Below are 14,487 nucleotides of genomic sequence, written 5' to 3'. Positions count from 1 at the left end.
TTCGATAAGGCGCCTGCATGCCTGAAAATCCGCTTGAAAGCCTGAACCTGGACGTTGTGCTGCAGACTGCCCTGCAGTTTGCCGAGCAGGCCGCCCTCGAACCCATGCAACTGATTGGCGTGGCCGAGCGCCTCGGCCAGGCACGCCGGCCGGCGGACGTGGCGCAGCTGTACCAGACGTGGCTGGGGCATTGCACGTCCAGCGCCGACTACATCGTGCAGTTCAACCTCGGGGTGACCCTGTCGCAGCTCGAGCAGCTGCCGGCGGCCGAGCAGGCTTACCGGGCGGCGATCCAGCGCAAGCCGGACTTCGCCCAGGCCTGGTTCAACCTCGGCGCGGTGATCGAGCGCCAGGGCCGCGCGGAAAATGCTCTGGTGATCTGGCAGTCGATGCTCGATCACCCGTTGGTAGGGCCGGAGCTGAATCCGGATCTGTACATCATGGTGCTCAACAGCATGGGCCGCCTGATGGAGGAGATCCGCCAGCTGCACTCTGCCGAGGAAAAACTGCAGGCCAGCCTGCAGGCCGATCCGGCCCAGCCCAAGGTGATCCAGCACTGGGTGCACCTGCGCCAGAAGCAATGCGAATGGCCGGTGCTTACGCCCATGCCGGGGCTCTCCGTCGGTGACATGCTCAAGGCCACGTCGCCGCTGGCAATGCTCTCGGCCAGCGATGATCCGGGTCTGCAGCTGGCCACCGCGCTGCGTTTCGTCAGCGAGCGGATCAACCAGCGCGTGGCCGAGCTGGCGCCGAAGCAGGGTTACGCCCACCCGAAAGTGCGCATCGCCTTTCTCTCCTCGGACTTCTGCCTGCACGCGGTGTCGCTGCTGACCGTGGAGCTGTTCGAGCTGCTCGACCGCGAGCGTTTCGAGGTCTACGGCTTCTGCTGGAGCCGCGAAGATGGCTCGGCGTTGAGGGCGCGGGTCAAGGCGGCGATGGATTACTTCGTGCCCATCGGCGGCCTGGACGATGCCAGCGCGGCGCAACTGATCCGCCAGCACGAGATCGACATCCTGGTCGACCTGCAGGGTCTGACCTCCGGTGCACGGGCGAACATCCTGGCCTACCGCCCGGCGCCGCTGCAGCTTACCTATCTGGGCTTCCCCGGCCCGACCGGGCTGCCCTGCGTCGACTACGTGATCGCCGACCGCTACCTGATTCCGGACGCGGAGAAGCCGTTCTACAGCGAGCGCCCGCTGTACCTGCCGGTGTTCCAGTGCAGTGATCGCCAGCGCCCGGTGGCGCCGCTGCCGAGCCGCGCCGAGTGCGGCCTGCCGGATGACCGCTTCGTGTTCTGCTGCTTCAACAACAACTACAAGTTCAACGAGGAAGTGTTTTCCAGCTGGATGCGCATCCTCGCGGCGGTGCCCGACAGCCTGTTCTGGCTGCTGGCCGACAATCAGTGGTCGCAAGCCAACCTGATCGCCTGTGCCGAGCGGCATGGCGTGGCGGCCGAGCGGCTGATCTTCGCCCCGCGCGTGGCGCCCGAGCTGTACCTGGCGCGGTATACGGTGGCCGACCTGTTCCTCGATGCCTATCCCTTCAATGGCGGCACCACCGCCAACGATGCGTTGTGGATGGGCCTGCCGGTGCTGACCCGCTCGGGGCGCACCTTCGCCTCGCGCATGGCTGGCAGCTTGCTCACCGCACTGGATTTGCCCGAGCTGATTACCGAATCGCAGTCGGACTTCGAGCAACGCGCCATCGCGCTGGCGACCGAGCGCGAGCAGCTGCGTGGCTTGCGCCAGCGCCTGCAGCAAGGCCGGGAAAGCTCGCTGCTGTTCGATATGCCGCGTTTCGTGCGCAGCTTCGAGGATGGCCTGCTGGCGGCGCACAATAGCCATTCGCCACGCGATTGAGTTGCACTCTTCACGTTTACTGCCAGGAACACCGTTGATGTCTGCCGAAAACCTGTTCTACGCCTGCCTGACCCATGTGCCGCTGGAGATGGACTTCCCGGAGTACGTCACGCCGATCTACATGGGCGAGGCGCAGGCGCCAGGGCGACTCAACCTGCGTGATCTGGCTCCGGAGTGGGAGCCCTATCACCCGGTACTGGGGGCCACTGCCGGCGCCTTCGCGCTGAAGAACCTGTTGCTGCAGCGCCCCGAGATTCGCCACGTCGGCATCTGCCAGTACCGCAAGTTCATGACCCGCGAGCGCATCGGCACCCAGGCCGACAACTACCAGGTGATGGACGTGCTCTCGGCCGAGCAGATCGATCCTGTGCAACTGGCCGCGCAGATGCTGCCGCAGGGCTCGGATTTCCTGATCGGTAAACCGGGGCAATTCAGCCTCAACGGGGTTAACCACGGCTATCTGTACCAGTACAAGGACGTCCACCACGTCGAGGATTTCCTGCGCTTCGCCGCCGCGGCAGTGGAACTCGGTCTACTGGACAAACAGGAGGTCTGCCCGTTCTTCGACGAGAAGATCTTCTTCCCCGGCGGCATCGAGCTGGGCGTGCTGCCGGCGGAGTTCTGGATTCGTCATATCAGCGCGATCGAGGCGGTGGTGCGGCGTTGCATCGAGCTGCACCCGACCCAGCGCGCGGACGGCCAGGCCAGGGTCTGGGCCTTCTGCGCAGAGCGCCTTGGCAGCTACTACCTGTTGCGCCAGCTGCGCAGCCTGACGCCTGCCGGCGGCGACTGGCTGAGCCCGCACACCGGCCAGCTCAACCTGCTGGTCAAGTCCGGCGAGAGCAGTTACGTGCCAGGTATCTGAGGGCTTCTGGAAGTAGGGCGGGTGAAACCCGCGTGGTCGCCTCGCCCTACGTAACCCCCCAACTGCTCAGAACAGCTCTTGCACCTGCTGCAGGATACCGCGGTGCATCAGGCCGCTGCGTGCATGCAGGCTGACCAGGCTTTGCAGCATCAGCAGTTTGCTGTTGAGCAGATCGCGGCGGGCCATGAACAGGGTCTGCTGGGCGTTGAGGATATCCACGGTGGAACGCTCGCCGGCCTGATAGCCCTTCTCGGCGGAGCGCAGGGCGCGCTCGTTGGAGTGCACGGCCGTCAGCAGCGCCTTGCTGCGGGCAAAGCCGCTGACCACGCCGAGATAACCGCGCTCGATGTCCTCGGAAATCTGCCGCGCCTCGTCGTCAAACTGGGCCTGGGCGCTGGACAGCGCGTATTGCGACTTGCGCACCGAGGCGTTGACCCCGCCGCCGGAATACAGCGGGACATCCAGCGACACGCCGACGTAGTAGGACGACTGGTGGCGGTAATCAGTGGCCAGGTTGTCCTGGTCGCTGTTGTTCAGCTCGCCGACCAGCGCCAGTTGCGGGTAGTGCCCGGCCCGTTGGCTTTTCAGCTCGGCCTCGGCCACGGTCACCGAGCCACGGCGTGCGTCCAGGCGCGGCGCGGCTTCACGCGCCTGTTGTTGCCAGAAGGGCAGGTCCTGCTCGGCCAGCAGCGGCGGGCTTTGCGGCAGGGTCTCGTGCATGGCCATGATCGCCTCCACCGGCACGCCGGTGCGTCCGGCTAGCGCATGCTTGGCGGCCTGCAGGCGAGCACGGGCCTCGATTTCCTGAGCGGTGACCAGGTCCAGGCGAGCCTGCGCTTCTTCGGTGTCGGTAATGGTGCCGTCGCCCACTTCAAACAGGCGGCGGGTCTGTTTGACCAGGCCTTCGATGGCGATTTTCTGCTGCAGGCTCAGGCTCAGCTCGTTTTCCTGGCGGGCGACTTCGAAATAGGCTTCGACCACCCGCGGGAACAGCTCCTGGAAGGCATCGTCGTAGAGCGACTCACCGACCTTGCTGCGTGCCTTGGACTGCGCGTAGTAGGCGGCCTTGGCCTTGTTGTAGAGAACCTGGCGGGCGCTCAGCGTGAGGCCGCTGGTGGTGTAGCGCTGGTTCTGGGTGCCGCTGTCGAGGTCCTGGCCGTTCAGCTGCTGGGTGCTGCCGTAGCGGCCGCCGGCACTGACCTGGGGCAGCAGGCCGGCCAAGCCGATGTCCTTCTCCTGCTGGGTGGCCTGGTAATCGAACGTCGCCGTTTGGAAGCTCGGGTCGCTGTACAGCGCATTGTCGTAGGCGTCGAGCAACGACAGCGCGCTCGGTTCTGCCGCCAGGGCTGGCTGCAGGGCCAGGGTGGCCAGCAGGGCGATCCAGGTGCGCATGCTCATTCTTCCTTGAGCGCGCCGCGGATACGCTGCTCCAGCGGGCGCATCAGGTAGTTGAGGAAGGTGCGCTGGCCGGTCTGCACCATCACCTCGGCCTGCATCCCCGGCTTCACTACCAGGCCATGCGCCTGCAAGCGGGCGACGGCTTCGGGGCTGACTTCCACCTCGACGGCGAAGTAAGGCAGGCGGGTCTGTTCGTCGAGCAACTGGTCGCCCGACACGGTCAACACCTTGCCTTCGACGACAGGCAGGGTGGCGCTGTTCAGCGCGGAGAAGCGCAAGTTGACCGGCAGGCCGTTCTTCAGCCGGTCGGCCACCACTGGTTCGAACTTGGCCTTGATGATCCACGCTGAGCCGAACGGCACGATGTCCATCAGGCGCTGGGCCGCAGGAATTACGCCGCCCACGGTATGCACCGTCAGGCCAATCACCTGGCCCTCCACCGGCGAGCGGATGGCGGCGTTGCTGACTTCGAATTCGAGCGCCTTGATCCGCTCGGCCAGGCTGGAGGCTTCGGCAGAGGTGGTCGCCAGCTGCGATTCGGCCTCGATGCGGAAATTCTGCTGCAACTGCAGGTACTGCAGCTTGCTCTCGGTGATCGCCTGGCGGGTCTTGCCGATATCGGAGACGCCGGACGCCAGTTGCGCACTGAGCTGCGCCGAGTTGCGCTCGGCCTCGAACAGGCGGTTGCGCGGCACATAGCCTTCGGCGGCCAGTTCGCGCAGGCCGGTGAGTTCTTTGCGCTGGTAGTCCAGCTGGGTTTCCAGGTGGCTCTTGATCTGGATATAGGCCTGCAGCTGCTCCTGCAACGACGCCGCCTGGTTCTGCATGATCTGCTGGCGGCTGGTCAGTTCGGCCCTGCGGGTCTCGAACAGGTTGCCCTGCAGTTCCATATTGCGCTTGGCCCGTGGGTCTTCGCTGCGCTCCAGCAGGTCTTCGGGCCAGAGAATGCTTTCCAGGCCATGGCGCTCGGCGCTTAGCCGCGCCTCGACGCTGCGCGAGCTGAACCATTGGCCGAGGGCCACTTCCAGCTGCGCCTGGGCCTGCACGGTGTTGAGCTGGATGAGCAGTTCCCCAGCCTTCACATGGTCGCCTTCGCGCACCAGGATTTCATTCACCGCGCCGCCGGCCAGGGCCTGCACGGTCTTGCGTTCGCCAGCGACCACCACCGTGCCCTGGCCAGCCACGCCCTGAGCCAGCGGCGCGAAGGCGGCCCAGAGAATGAAACCACCGAGGCCGATGGCGATCACCCACAGGCCGAGGCGGGCGGTTTTCGCGGCATCGCGCAGTTCGGCCGGCGAGGGTTGCGCGGGGCTTTTCAGCTGGGCAAGGGACATGGGTCAGCTCGTCTGGGCGTTGGGCGCGGCGGCATTCGCGGGCGGCGCGGCGGGCAACAGGGCCTGCAGCACCTGGTCACGCGGGCCGAACAGTTTCTGCGTGCCATCCTGCAGCACCAGCAGTTTGTCGACCACGGCCAGCACGTTCGGCCGGTGGGTCACCAGCACCACGGTGGAGCCGCTGTCGCGCAGGGCGCCGATGGCGGTGACCAGGGCGCTTTCACCGGCATCGTCGAGGTTCGAGTTAGGCTCGTCGAGGACAATCAGCGCCGGCTTGCCATACAGCGCCCGGGCCAGGGCGATACGCTGTTTCTGCCCACCGGACAGGCCAAGGCCGCCAGGGCCCAGCGGGGTGTCGTAGCCTTGCGGAAAGCGCAGCACCATCTGGTGGATACCGGCCAGGGTCGCGGCCTCGATCACCTGGGTGGAGTCGGTTTCGCCGAAGCGCGAGATGTTCTCGGCCACTGTGCCGTCGAACAGTTCGATGTCCTGGGGCAGATAGCCGATGTGCTGGCCCAGGTCTTCGCTGGACCACTGGCCGACCTCGGCGCCATCCAGGCGTACCGAGCCGTAGCTGGGCACCCAGACCCCGACCATGGCGCGGGCCAGGGAAGACTTGCCAGACGCGCTGGGGCCGATTATCGCCAGCACGTCACCTTTATTCAGGGCGAAGTCGATGCCGTTCACCGACGGCCGCTTGCTGCCCGGCGGGTTGACCACCAGGCGCTCGATGCGAATCGCCCCGGTCGGCGCCGGCAGGCTCATGCGCTGGACCTGCTTGGGGAACTCGTCGAGCAGTTGGCACAGGCGCTTGTAGCTGGCCTTGGCGCTGTCGAGCTGCTTCCACGAACTGATCGCCTGTTCGGCCGGGAGCATGGCTTTGCTGATCAGGAAGCCTGCCGCCATCATCACCCCGCCGGAGATCTTGCCATCGAGGATCAGCAGCATTGCCAGACCCATCGCCAGCGATTGCCAGGCGGTGCGCACCAGGCGGGTGATGGTGGAAATCCGCGCGGCCTTGTCGCTGGCCGAGGTCTGCGCGCCGATCAGCCGCTGCTGCATGGCGGCCCAGCGCCGTTGCAGGTTGCCGAGCATGCCCATGGCCTGGATCACTTCGGCGTTCTGCAGGGTGCTGTTGACGTACTTGGCCGACATCACGGAAATCTGGTTGGCCTCGTCCAGGCCCTTGCGGGTGGCGTGCTCGTTCCACATCGCCAGGCCGAACAGGATCAGCGCGCCGAGCAGGGTGAACAGGCCCAGCCAGGGGTGCAGCATGCCGGTGACGATGAGGAAGATCGGCATCCACGGCAGGTCGAGCAGGGAAATCAGCGAGGAGCCGGTGAGGAACTGGCGCAGCACGTTGAGATCGCCGAGCACCTGCGCCGGGTTGGCGTTGTGCTCCTTGAGGCTCTTCTGGAAGGCCACGCCGAACAGGCGCTCGCCGAGGTCGAGGTCGATGCCGACGCTCATCTTGATCATCACCTGGCCGCGAATCCACTCCACCAGCGAGCTGAGCAGAAACAGGCCGAGGGCCAGCAGGGTCAGCAGCAGCAGGGTGGTTTCGTTGCGGCTGGCCATGACCCGGTCGAACACCTGCATCATGTAGATCGCGGGCACGATGGTCAGCAGGTTGATCACGCCGCTGAACAGGGCGATCACCCAGAACAGGCTGCGGTAGCGCAGCAGGGCCGCGTCGATGTCGCGTGTGGGGTCAAGGCGTAGGCGCATGGGTAAATGCTGGTCTCTCTGCGAGTCGCGGCATGATGCCACTATCGGCTCGGCTTGGCATGATTGTCGCAGTCCATCGTGCGCCTGCGGACCGGCGGTCGGCCTGCAGGCGGCGCAGTTTCGGGGGCTGCTTTGCTCCTGTTATCGGCCACGCTGTGGCAACCTATAACAGGCGCGAGAAGCCTCTGCCCAGAGTGATTCACGTCGCAATCCCGGGCGCTGGCGCCTGGCTGGGCGTGGACCCGGTTACGCTATACTTTCGACCTTCTGGCGAGCAAGGAAATGGATATGTTGTCGAAGCGTGTGATGTTGCTGTTGTTGAGTATCGGGCTGCTGTGCAGCGGCCTGGCTCGGGCGCAGGTGTCCGAGGATTACACGGTCGTGCTGATGACCGAGAACTTCCCGCCGTACAACATGGCGACCAACGGCAAGAACTACGCTCGCGAGGAGAACCTCAACGGGATCGCCGTCGAGGTCGTGGGCGAAATGTTCAAGCGCGCCGGCATCAAGTACAACATGACCCTGCGTTTCCCCTGGGAGCGCATCTACAAGCTGGCGCTGGATAACCCGAACTACGGCGTGTTCGTCACCGCCCGCCTGCCGGAGCGCGAGAAGCTGTTCAAATGGGTTGGGCCGATCGGTCCAGATGACTGGGTCATGCTGGCCAAGGCCGACAGCTCGATCACCCTCAACAGCCTGGAAGAGGCCAAGCAGTATCGCGTTGGTGCCTACAAGGGCGATGCGATTGCCGAGCACCTGGCCAAACAGGGCCTGGAGCCGGACGCGGTATTCCGCGACCAGGAGAACGCCAGCAAGCTGCAGAACGGCCAGATCGACCTGTGGGCTACCGGCGACCCGGCTGGCCGCTACCTGGCCAAGCAGGAAGGCATCACTGGCCTGAAGACCGTGCTGCGTTTCGACACGGCCCAGCTGTTCCTCGCCCTCAACCCGGAAACCCCGGATGAGGTGGTAACCCGCCTGCAGGACGCGTTGGACAAGATGCGCGCCGAGGGTTACATCGACAAAGTGCTGAACGCCTACGTGCAATAAGCGCGGTGGCAATAAAAAACCCGGGCTAGCCCGGGTTTTTTGTGCGCCTGATAAAACCCTCAGTCGCCGCGGGTCACGCTCAGGCCCTTCAGCAGGCTCAGTGCCTGGCTCAGCTGGAAGTCGTCGTCCTGCGGGCGCGGCTCGCTCTTGGCTTTCTGGCCCTTGCTCGGACGGTCGGCGCCGCCGTTGCCATTGCCCAGGTGACCGGCCAGGTCGGCTTCCTTGAGCAGCACGTCGCCGTCCTGTTCGCGGGTGACCTTGGCGCGGGCTACTTCGATGTCCGGGACGATGCCCTGGGCCTGGATCGAGCGGCCCTTGGGGGTGAAGTACAGGGCCGTGGTGAGTTTCAGGGCGCGGTCGTTGTTCAGCGGCAGCACGGTCTGCACCGAGCCTTTGCCGAAGCTGTCGGTGCCCATCAGCACGCCACGCTTGTGGTCCTGCAGGGCGCCGGCGACGATTTCCGAGGCCGAGGCACTGCCGCCGTTGATCAGCACCACCAGCGGCACGCCTTCGCTGGCGTCGGCCGGGTCGGCGTTGAAGCGCAGTTCGGAGTTGGCGATGCGCCCTTCGGTGTAGACGATCAGGCCTTTGGTGAGGAAATGGTCAGTCACTTCCACCGCCGCCTGCAGCACGCCGCCGGGGTTGTTGCGCAGGTCGAGCACCAGGCCGCGCAGTTTCTTGCCGCCATTGTCCTTCTTCAGCTTGGCCAGGGCCTTGCCGACTTCCTCGCCGGTGTTGACCTGGAACTGGGTGATGCGCACCAGGCCGTAGCCGTCTTCGAGCACCTGCGCCTTGACGCTCTTGACCTTGATCACCGCGCGGGTCAGTTCCACGTCGAATGGCTTGCCGCCTTCGCGGATCAGGGTCAGTTGCAGCTTGCTGCCGGTCTTGCCGCGCATCTTGTCCACGGCTTCCATCAGCGACAGGCCCTTGGTTGGCTGGCCGTCGAGCTTGATGATCAGGTCACCGGGCTGGATGCCGGCGCGCGAGGCAGGGGTGTCGTCGATTGGCGACACCACCTTGAGGAAGCCGTCTTCCATGCCCACTTCGATACCCAGGCCGCCGAACTCGCCGCTGGTGCTTTCCTGCAGCTCGGCGAACGCCTCGGGCTCCAGGTAGGCCGAGTGCGGATCGAGGTTGCTGAGCATGCCCTTGATGGCATTTTCCAGCAGGGTCTTGTCATCCACCGGCTCGACGTAGGCCGCCTTGATGCGGTCCATCACCTCGGCGAAGGTGCGCAGCTCGTCCAGCGGTAGCGGCGCCTTGCCGGTTTCCGCCGGCGCCGCAGCGGGCGTGGCCGCCTGCTCGGCAGCCAGCAGGGCAGGGCTGCCCGTCAGCAGGCCAAGGGCCAGGGCGAGGGGGGTGAGGCGGCGGAAATACGGCATGTACAGGCTCCCGGAATTGAGAAATTCGCGCTTATCCTTGCGCGCGGCACCACTGGGCAGGGTCGCTCGCGCGGCCCTGCTGGCGGATGGCGAAATACAGCGCCGGGGTGTCTTGCCCGCCGCTGGTGCCGACTGTAGCGATCGCTTCGCCGGCTTTGACGATGTCACCCGCGTCTTTCAGCAGGCTCTGGTTGTGGCCGTAGAGGCTCAGGTAACCATTGCCGTGGTCGAGAATGACCAGAAGCCCGGCCCCGCGCAACCAGTCGGCAAACACCACGCGCCCGCCATGTACGGCATGCACCTGGCTGCCAGCGCTGGCGCCGATCAGTACGCCGTCCCACTTGGCGCGGTCATCGCCGCTGCGCGGGGAGCCGTAGCGGGCCACCAAGCGACCGTTCACTGGCCACGGCAGCTTGCCCTTGGCCTGGGCGAAAGGCCCGCCGTAGGTAGCGCCATCGCTGGAGACTGAAGGGCCAAGCGGCAATGGTTTGCTGCCATTCGGGTTGCGGATCGGCTGCTGTTGCTGCTGCAGGGCGGCCAAGCGGCGGGCTTCTGCGGCTTCGCGGGCCTGGCGGGCGAGGGTTTCCTCGATGGTCTTGAGCACCTGGGTCAGCTCGGCCTGTTCCTGCTGGCGGGCCTTGAGCTTCTGGTCGCGGGCGGTGAATTCCTTGTTCAGCTTGGCCAGGGCCAGTTGGCGCTCCTTGCGCACGCTGGCGAGCTGTTCGCGGCGGCCGTCGAGGGCGCTTTTCTGTTCCTGCAGCTGGTTCTGCTGGGTGGTGATGTCGTTCTCGACGTTGGCCAGCTGGCGCAGGGTTTCGTTGAAGGTCGCCAGCTGTTCCAGGCGTGCCTTGCCCAGGTAGTCGTAGTAGGTGAGGGTGCGCGAGAATTTTTCCGGCTGCTGCTGGTTGAGCAGCAGGCGCAGCGGCTCTTGTTGCCCGCCCTGGTAGGCCGCGCGGGCCTGGATGCCGATCAGTCGCTGCTGTTCAAGGCGCGATTGCTGGAGTTTTTTTTTCTCCTGATCGAGCCGCTGCAGCTCCTGCTCGCTCTGCTTCATCTCCTGCTGCAGGCCTTTGACCTGTTTTTCCAGGCTGCCCATCTCGGTTTCGGTACGCTTGAGGTCTTTCTGCACGCCGGATTTTTCTTTCTGCAGCTGTTCGAGCAGCTTCTTCAGTTCGCCGATGTCGGCGCGCGCGGCGTCCAGCTGCTGCTGGGCGTCAGCCTTTTCGTCGGCATAAGCGGGAGCGAACAGGGCGGTCAGAAGAATGAGGGCGAGGGCACGAAGCATGGGCTGTACAGCACCTGTACGGAGGGTGGCCCTAGTATGCCCGTGGCGCCGCGCAAAAAAAACGCCCGCCGACGAGAGCCGGCAGGCGTTTCGTGCTGCAGCGCTGCTTATTGCAGGCTGATGATGCTGGTGCCGGTCATTTCTTCCGGCTGCGGCAGGCCCATCAGGGTCAGCAGGGTCGGCGCCACGTCGGCCAGCACGCCACCATCACGCAGGCTGACAGCGCGTTTGCCAACATAGATGAACGGCACGGGCTCGCAGGTGTGCGCGGTGTGCGCCTGGCCGGTGCACTCGTCTTCCATCTGCTCGACGTTGCCGTGGTCGGCGGTGATCAGGGCTTCGCCACCGACCTTGTCCAGCGCCGCGACGATACGCCCGACGCAGGTGTCCAGGCATTCCACAGCGGCCACGGCGGCGGAGAACACGCCGGTGTGGCCGACCATGTCGCCGTTGGCGTAGTTGACGACGATCACGTCGTAGCGCTGGTTCTCGATGGCATCGACGATCTTGTCGGTGACTTCCGGCGCGCTCATCTGTGGCTGCAGGTCGTAGGTGGCGACGTTGGGCGACGGGATGAGGATGCGCTCCTCGCCGGCGAACGGCTCTTCGCGGCCGCCAGAGAAGAAGAAGGTGACGTGGGCGTATTTCTCGGTTTCGGCGATGCGCAGCTGGGTCTTGCCGTTGTTGGCCAGGTATTCGCCGAGCACGTTGGTCAGCGGTGCCGGCTTGAACGCGCTGGGCGCCGGGATGCTCGCTGCGTACTGGGTCAGCATGACGAAGCCGGCCAGTTGCGGGGCGCGGCTGCGGGCGAAGTCCTTGAACTCGGCCTCGACGAAGGCGCGGGTCAGCTCGCGGGCGCGGTCGGCGCGGAAGTTCATGAACACCACGGCGTCGCCGTCTTCGACGCGTACCGCTTCGCCGATGGTAGTGGCCTTGACGAACTCGTCGCTCTCGCCGCGCTCGTAGGCAGCGGCCAGGCCTTCGACGGCGCTGGCGGCGTTGAACTGGCCGTTGCCGTCGACGATCAGGTTGTAGGCCTGTTCGACACGGTCCCAGCGGTTGTCGCGGTCCATGGCGAAGTAGCGGCCGACCAGGCTGGCGATGCGGCCCTTGCCGAGCTTGGCGAAGGTGGCGTCGAGCAGTTCGATCGACGACTGCGCGCTTTTCGGCGGGGTGTCACGGCCATCAAGGAAGGCGTGCAGGTAGATCTTCTCGGCGCCGCGCTGGGCGGCCAGTTCGGCCATGGCGGCCAGGTGGTCCTGGTGGCTGTGCACGCCGCCATCGGAGAGCAGGCCGAGGATGTGCACGGCCTTGCCGGCGCCGACGGCCTTATCGACAGCCTGGTTGATGACGGCATTGTCGAAGAACTCGCCGTCGCGGATCGCCTTGGTCACCCGGGTGAAGTCCTGGTACACCACGCGGCCGGCGCCAAGGTTCATGTGGCCGACTTCGGAGTTGCCCATCTGCCCGTCCGGCAGGCCTACGTCCATGCCGCTGCCGGAGATCAAACCGTGCGGCTGGGTGGCGCGCAGGTGATCGTAAACCGGGGTGTTGGCGGCATAGATGGCGTTGTACTCGGGGCTGTCGCTATGACCGAAGCCGTCGAGGATGATCAGGACCAGGGGTTTGGGCGTGGCGCTCATAAAGGCTGGCTCGCTGTACAGGAGGGTCGAAAAAGGTCGCATATGGTAAGGCCAACAGCCTGCGGCGTCACCGCCGGGCGGGGCTTGGCCGACCTGTGGGGCTGTGTATACTGGCCGGCATTTTACCGCTCTGGAACCCCGCGATGTTGGCCCACCTGATTGAATTTGCCACTAACCACTATGTATTGACCGGATGCTTCGCCCTGCTTCTGGCGTTGCTGCTGGTGACCGAGCTGCGCAAGGGTGGCAAGAGCCTGTCCACTCGCGAGCTGACGGCGCTGGTCAACAGCGACCAGGGCGTCGTCCTGGATGTGCGTAACAACAAGGACTTCGCCACCGGCCATATCGTCGATGCGCTGAACATTCCTTACGAGAAACTGGCCGGCCGCATGGCTGAGCTGGAGAAGCACAAGGCCAAGACCATCATCGTGGTCGACGCCATCGGCCAGCACGCCGGCAGCGCTGCCAGCGAACTGAAAAAGGCCGGCTTCACCGCCGCCAAACTGGGCGGCGGCATCGCCACCTGGCGTGGTGACAACCTGCCCGTGGTCAAGTGACATGCCTGAGGTCGTCGTGTATTCCAGCGCCTGGTGCCCGTACTGCGTGCGCGCCAAGCAACTGCTGAGCGGCAAGGGCGTGGCCTTTACCGAGATCAGTGTGGACGGCCAGCCGGCCGCGCGTGCCGAGATGACCCGCAAGGCCGGGCGCACCTCGGTGCCGCAGATCTGGATCGGCAGCACCCATGTCGGTGGCTGCGACGACCTGTATGCCCTGGAGCGCGCCGGCAAGCTCGATGCCTTGCTGCGCGCCTGAACCCTTTCGTAACCCGTCAATAAGAAGACTCTGTCATGACTGAACAAGCCAACACCGCCGGCCAGAACGATCAGGGCCCGCAGTTCTCCCTGCAACGCATCTACGTCAAGGACCTGTCCTTCGAAGCGCCGAAAAGCCCGGAAATCTTCCGCCAGGAGTGGGCGCCGAGCGTCGCCCTGGACCTCAACACCCGCCAGCGCGCGCTGGAAGGTGACTTCAGCGAAGTGGTGCTGACCCTCTCGGTGACCGTGAAGAATGGCGAAGAAATCGCCTTCATCGCCGAAGTGCAGCAGGCCGGTATCTTCCTGATCAAGGGCCTGGACGCCGCGTCCATGAGCCACACCCTGGGCGCCTTCTGCCCGAACATCCTGTTCCCGTACGCCCGTGAGGCGCTGGACAACCTGGTCACCCGTGGCTCGTTCCCGGCGCTGATGCTGGCTCCGGTGAACTTCGACGCGCTGTACGCCCAGGAACTGCAGCGTCAGCAGGCGCCCGCCGAAGCCTGATGCTTGCAGCCATGAAAAAAGCGCCCCGCGGGGCGCTTTTTTTCTGCCTGGTTTTCTGTAGGAGCGAGCTCTGCTCGCGAATGCGAGCAGCGCCGTGGCTACTCCATGGCAAAGCCGTTCTGGCGCCACGCCTCGTAGACCACCACCGCCACGGCGTTGGACAGGTTCAGGCTGCGACACTCCGGGCGCATGGGCATGCGTAGGCGATGCGGGTCGGGAATCTGCGCCAGAATATCGGCGGGCAGGCCGCGGCTTTCGGGGCCGAACAACAACAAGTCGCCGCGCTTGAATTCCATCTGCGCATAGCTGTGGCTAGCTTTTGTGGTAAATGCCAATATCCTGTCGCAAGCGGTTTCCGTGATACAGTCCGCCAGTGAATGGTGGCGTTTTAATGTCGCGTATTCGTGGTAATCCAGCCCCGCACGGCGTAGGCGTTTGTCGTCCAGATCGAAGCCCAGTGGCTCGATCAGATGCAGCTGACAACCGGTATTGGCACACAGGCGGATGATGTTGCCGGTGTTCGGGGGAATCTCGGGCTGGAACAGAACGACATGGAACATTGATCAGGCTCGGAGCAGGGCAGGTGGTAGCATTCTACAGCGTGCTGCCACTCGGCGTTTG

Annotated in this window: 13 protein-coding genes; 6 read left to right on the top strand and 7 right to left on the bottom strand. The window is 65.1% G+C overall.

What is annotated here, in order from left to right:
* Nucleotides 1-17 precede the first annotated feature (17 nt).
* Nucleotides 18-1,859 (top strand): O-linked N-acetylglucosamine transferase, SPINDLY family protein, encoded by a 1,842-nt coding sequence (locus H3H51_RS17485; RefSeq protein WP_183090355.1) that lies wholly within the window; start codon nucleotides 18-20, stop codon nucleotides 1,857-1,859.
* Nucleotides 1,860-1,896: 37 nt separating this feature from the next.
* A complete protein-coding gene (locus tag H3H51_RS17480) occupies nucleotides 1,897-2,724 on the top strand; it encodes a hypothetical protein (protein ID WP_183090354.1) in 828 nt (275 codons plus the stop codon).
* Between the two features lie 66 nt (nucleotides 2,725-2,790).
* Here the strand turns inward: H3H51_RS17480 and H3H51_RS17475 are convergent, their stop codons facing one another.
* The 3 genes from H3H51_RS17475 to H3H51_RS17465 are packed head-to-tail and all read right to left on the bottom strand — an operon-like array spanning nucleotide 2,791 to nucleotide 7,184.
* Complete coding sequence (locus H3H51_RS17475) at nucleotides 2,791-4,116, bottom strand: TolC family outer membrane protein (protein WP_235981413.1); 1,326 nt, start codon at nucleotides 4,114-4,116, stop codon at nucleotides 2,791-2,793.
* A 2-nt stretch (nucleotides 4,117-4,118) separates the two neighbouring features.
* On the bottom strand, nucleotides 4,119-5,456 hold the full coding sequence (locus H3H51_RS17470) for an HlyD family type I secretion periplasmic adaptor subunit (protein WP_183090352.1): 1,338 nt from the start codon (nucleotides 5,454-5,456) through the stop codon (nucleotides 4,119-4,121).
* A 3-nt stretch (nucleotides 5,457-5,459) separates the two neighbouring features.
* Nucleotides 5,460-7,184 carry a type I secretion system permease/ATPase gene (locus H3H51_RS17465; RefSeq protein WP_183090351.1) on the bottom strand — a complete coding sequence of 575 codons (1,725 nt, stop codon included), beginning with the start codon at nucleotides 7,182-7,184 and terminating at the stop codon, nucleotides 5,460-5,462.
* A gap of 291 nt (nucleotides 7,185-7,475) precedes the next feature.
* Here H3H51_RS17465 and H3H51_RS17460 point away from each other — a divergent pair, with 291 nt between their 5' ends.
* On the top strand, nucleotides 7,476-8,234 hold the full coding sequence (locus tag H3H51_RS17460; protein ID WP_183090526.1) for a substrate-binding periplasmic protein: 759 nt from the start codon (nucleotides 7,476-7,478) through the stop codon (nucleotides 8,232-8,234).
* 59 nt (nucleotides 8,235-8,293) lie between these two features.
* Here the strand turns inward: H3H51_RS17460 and H3H51_RS17455 are convergent, their stop codons facing one another.
* The 3 genes from H3H51_RS17455 to gpmI form a co-directional block, all read right to left on the bottom strand.
* The gene (locus H3H51_RS17455) at nucleotides 8,294-9,619 is read right to left on the bottom strand and encodes a S41 family peptidase (protein WP_183090350.1); all 1,326 of its coding nucleotides are present in this window, start codon (nucleotides 9,617-9,619) and stop codon (nucleotides 8,294-8,296) included.
* Nucleotides 9,620-9,650: 31 nt separating this feature from the next.
* Nucleotides 9,651-10,904, bottom strand: a complete 1,254-nt coding sequence (locus H3H51_RS17450) for a murein hydrolase activator EnvC family protein (RefSeq protein ID WP_183090349.1) — start codon at nucleotides 10,902-10,904, stop codon at nucleotides 9,651-9,653.
* A 107-nt stretch (nucleotides 10,905-11,011) separates the two neighbouring features.
* Entirely contained in the window at nucleotides 11,012-12,547 is a 1,536-nt protein-coding gene (gene gpmI / locus H3H51_RS17445) for a 2,3-bisphosphoglycerate-independent phosphoglycerate mutase (RefSeq protein WP_183090348.1), read from the bottom strand.
* A 143-nt stretch (nucleotides 12,548-12,690) separates the two neighbouring features.
* On the opposite strand from gpmI, the gene H3H51_RS17440 reads away from it, so the two are divergent.
* The 3 genes from H3H51_RS17440 to secB are packed head-to-tail and all read left to right on the top strand — an operon-like array spanning nucleotide 12,691 to nucleotide 13,866.
* Nucleotides 12,691-13,104 (top strand): rhodanese-like domain-containing protein, encoded by a 414-nt coding sequence (locus H3H51_RS17440; RefSeq protein WP_183090347.1) that lies wholly within the window; start codon nucleotides 12,691-12,693, stop codon nucleotides 13,102-13,104.
* A 1-nt stretch (nucleotide 13,105) separates the two neighbouring features.
* Nucleotides 13,106-13,360, top strand: coding sequence for a glutaredoxin 3 (gene grxC / locus H3H51_RS17435; RefSeq protein ID WP_183090346.1), 255 nt, complete (start codon nucleotides 13,106-13,108; stop codon nucleotides 13,358-13,360).
* A gap of 35 nt (nucleotides 13,361-13,395) precedes the next feature.
* Nucleotides 13,396-13,866, top strand: coding sequence for a protein-export chaperone SecB (gene secB, locus H3H51_RS17430; RefSeq protein WP_183090345.1), 471 nt, complete (start codon nucleotides 13,396-13,398; stop codon nucleotides 13,864-13,866).
* Between the two features lie 98 nt (nucleotides 13,867-13,964).
* On the opposite strand, the gene trmL is transcribed toward secB, so the two are convergent.
* Nucleotides 13,965-14,426, bottom strand: a complete 462-nt coding sequence (trmL, locus tag H3H51_RS17425) for a tRNA (uridine(34)/cytosine(34)/5-carboxymethylaminomethyluridine(34)-2'-O)-methyltransferase TrmL (protein ID WP_183090344.1) — start codon at nucleotides 14,424-14,426, stop codon at nucleotides 13,965-13,967.
* Nucleotides 14,427-14,487: the final 61 nt, after the last annotated feature.

The sequence above is a fragment of the Aquipseudomonas ullengensis genome (genome assembly GCF_014174475.1).
Taxonomy (GTDB): domain Bacteria; phylum Pseudomonadota; class Gammaproteobacteria; order Pseudomonadales; family Pseudomonadaceae; genus Aquipseudomonas; species Aquipseudomonas ullengensis.
This window is presented reverse-complemented; position numbering and strand designations above follow the sequence as displayed.

Excerpts from the sequence above, each read along its gene's own strand:
- gpmI (WP_183090348.1), bottom strand. The coding sequence starts at position 12,547 with ATGAGCGCCACGCCCAAACCCCTGGTCCTGATCATCCTCGACGGCTTC.
- H3H51_RS17480 (WP_183090354.1), top strand. The coding sequence starts at position 1,897 with ATGTCTGCCGAAAACCTGTTCTACGCCTGCCTGACCCATGTGCCGCTG.
- H3H51_RS17450 (WP_183090349.1), bottom strand. The coding sequence starts at position 10,904 with ATGCTTCGTGCCCTCGCCCTCATTCTTCTGACCGCCCTGTTCGCTCCC.
- H3H51_RS17475 (WP_235981413.1), bottom strand. The coding sequence starts at position 4,116 with ATGCGCACCTGGATCGCCCTGCTGGCCACCCTGGCCCTGCAGCCAGCC.
- H3H51_RS17470 (WP_183090352.1), bottom strand. The coding sequence starts at position 5,456 with ATGTCCCTTGCCCAGCTGAAAAGCCCCGCGCAACCCTCGCCGGCCGAA.
- H3H51_RS17485 (WP_183090355.1), top strand. The coding sequence starts at position 18 with ATGCCTGAAAATCCGCTTGAAAGCCTGAACCTGGACGTTGTGCTGCAG.
- secB (WP_183090345.1), top strand. The coding sequence starts at position 13,396 with ATGACTGAACAAGCCAACACCGCCGGCCAGAACGATCAGGGCCCGCAG.
- H3H51_RS17455 (WP_183090350.1), bottom strand. The coding sequence starts at position 9,619 with ATGCCGTATTTCCGCCGCCTCACCCCCCTCGCCCTGGCCCTTGGCCTG.
- H3H51_RS17440 (WP_183090347.1), top strand. The coding sequence starts at position 12,691 with ATGTTGGCCCACCTGATTGAATTTGCCACTAACCACTATGTATTGACC.
- grxC (WP_183090346.1), top strand. The coding sequence starts at position 13,106 with ATGCCTGAGGTCGTCGTGTATTCCAGCGCCTGGTGCCCGTACTGCGTG.
- H3H51_RS17465 (WP_183090351.1), bottom strand. The coding sequence starts at position 7,184 with ATGCGCCTACGCCTTGACCCCACACGCGACATCGACGCGGCCCTGCTG.
- trmL (WP_183090344.1), bottom strand. The coding sequence starts at position 14,426 with ATGTTCCATGTCGTTCTGTTCCAGCCCGAGATTCCCCCGAACACCGGC.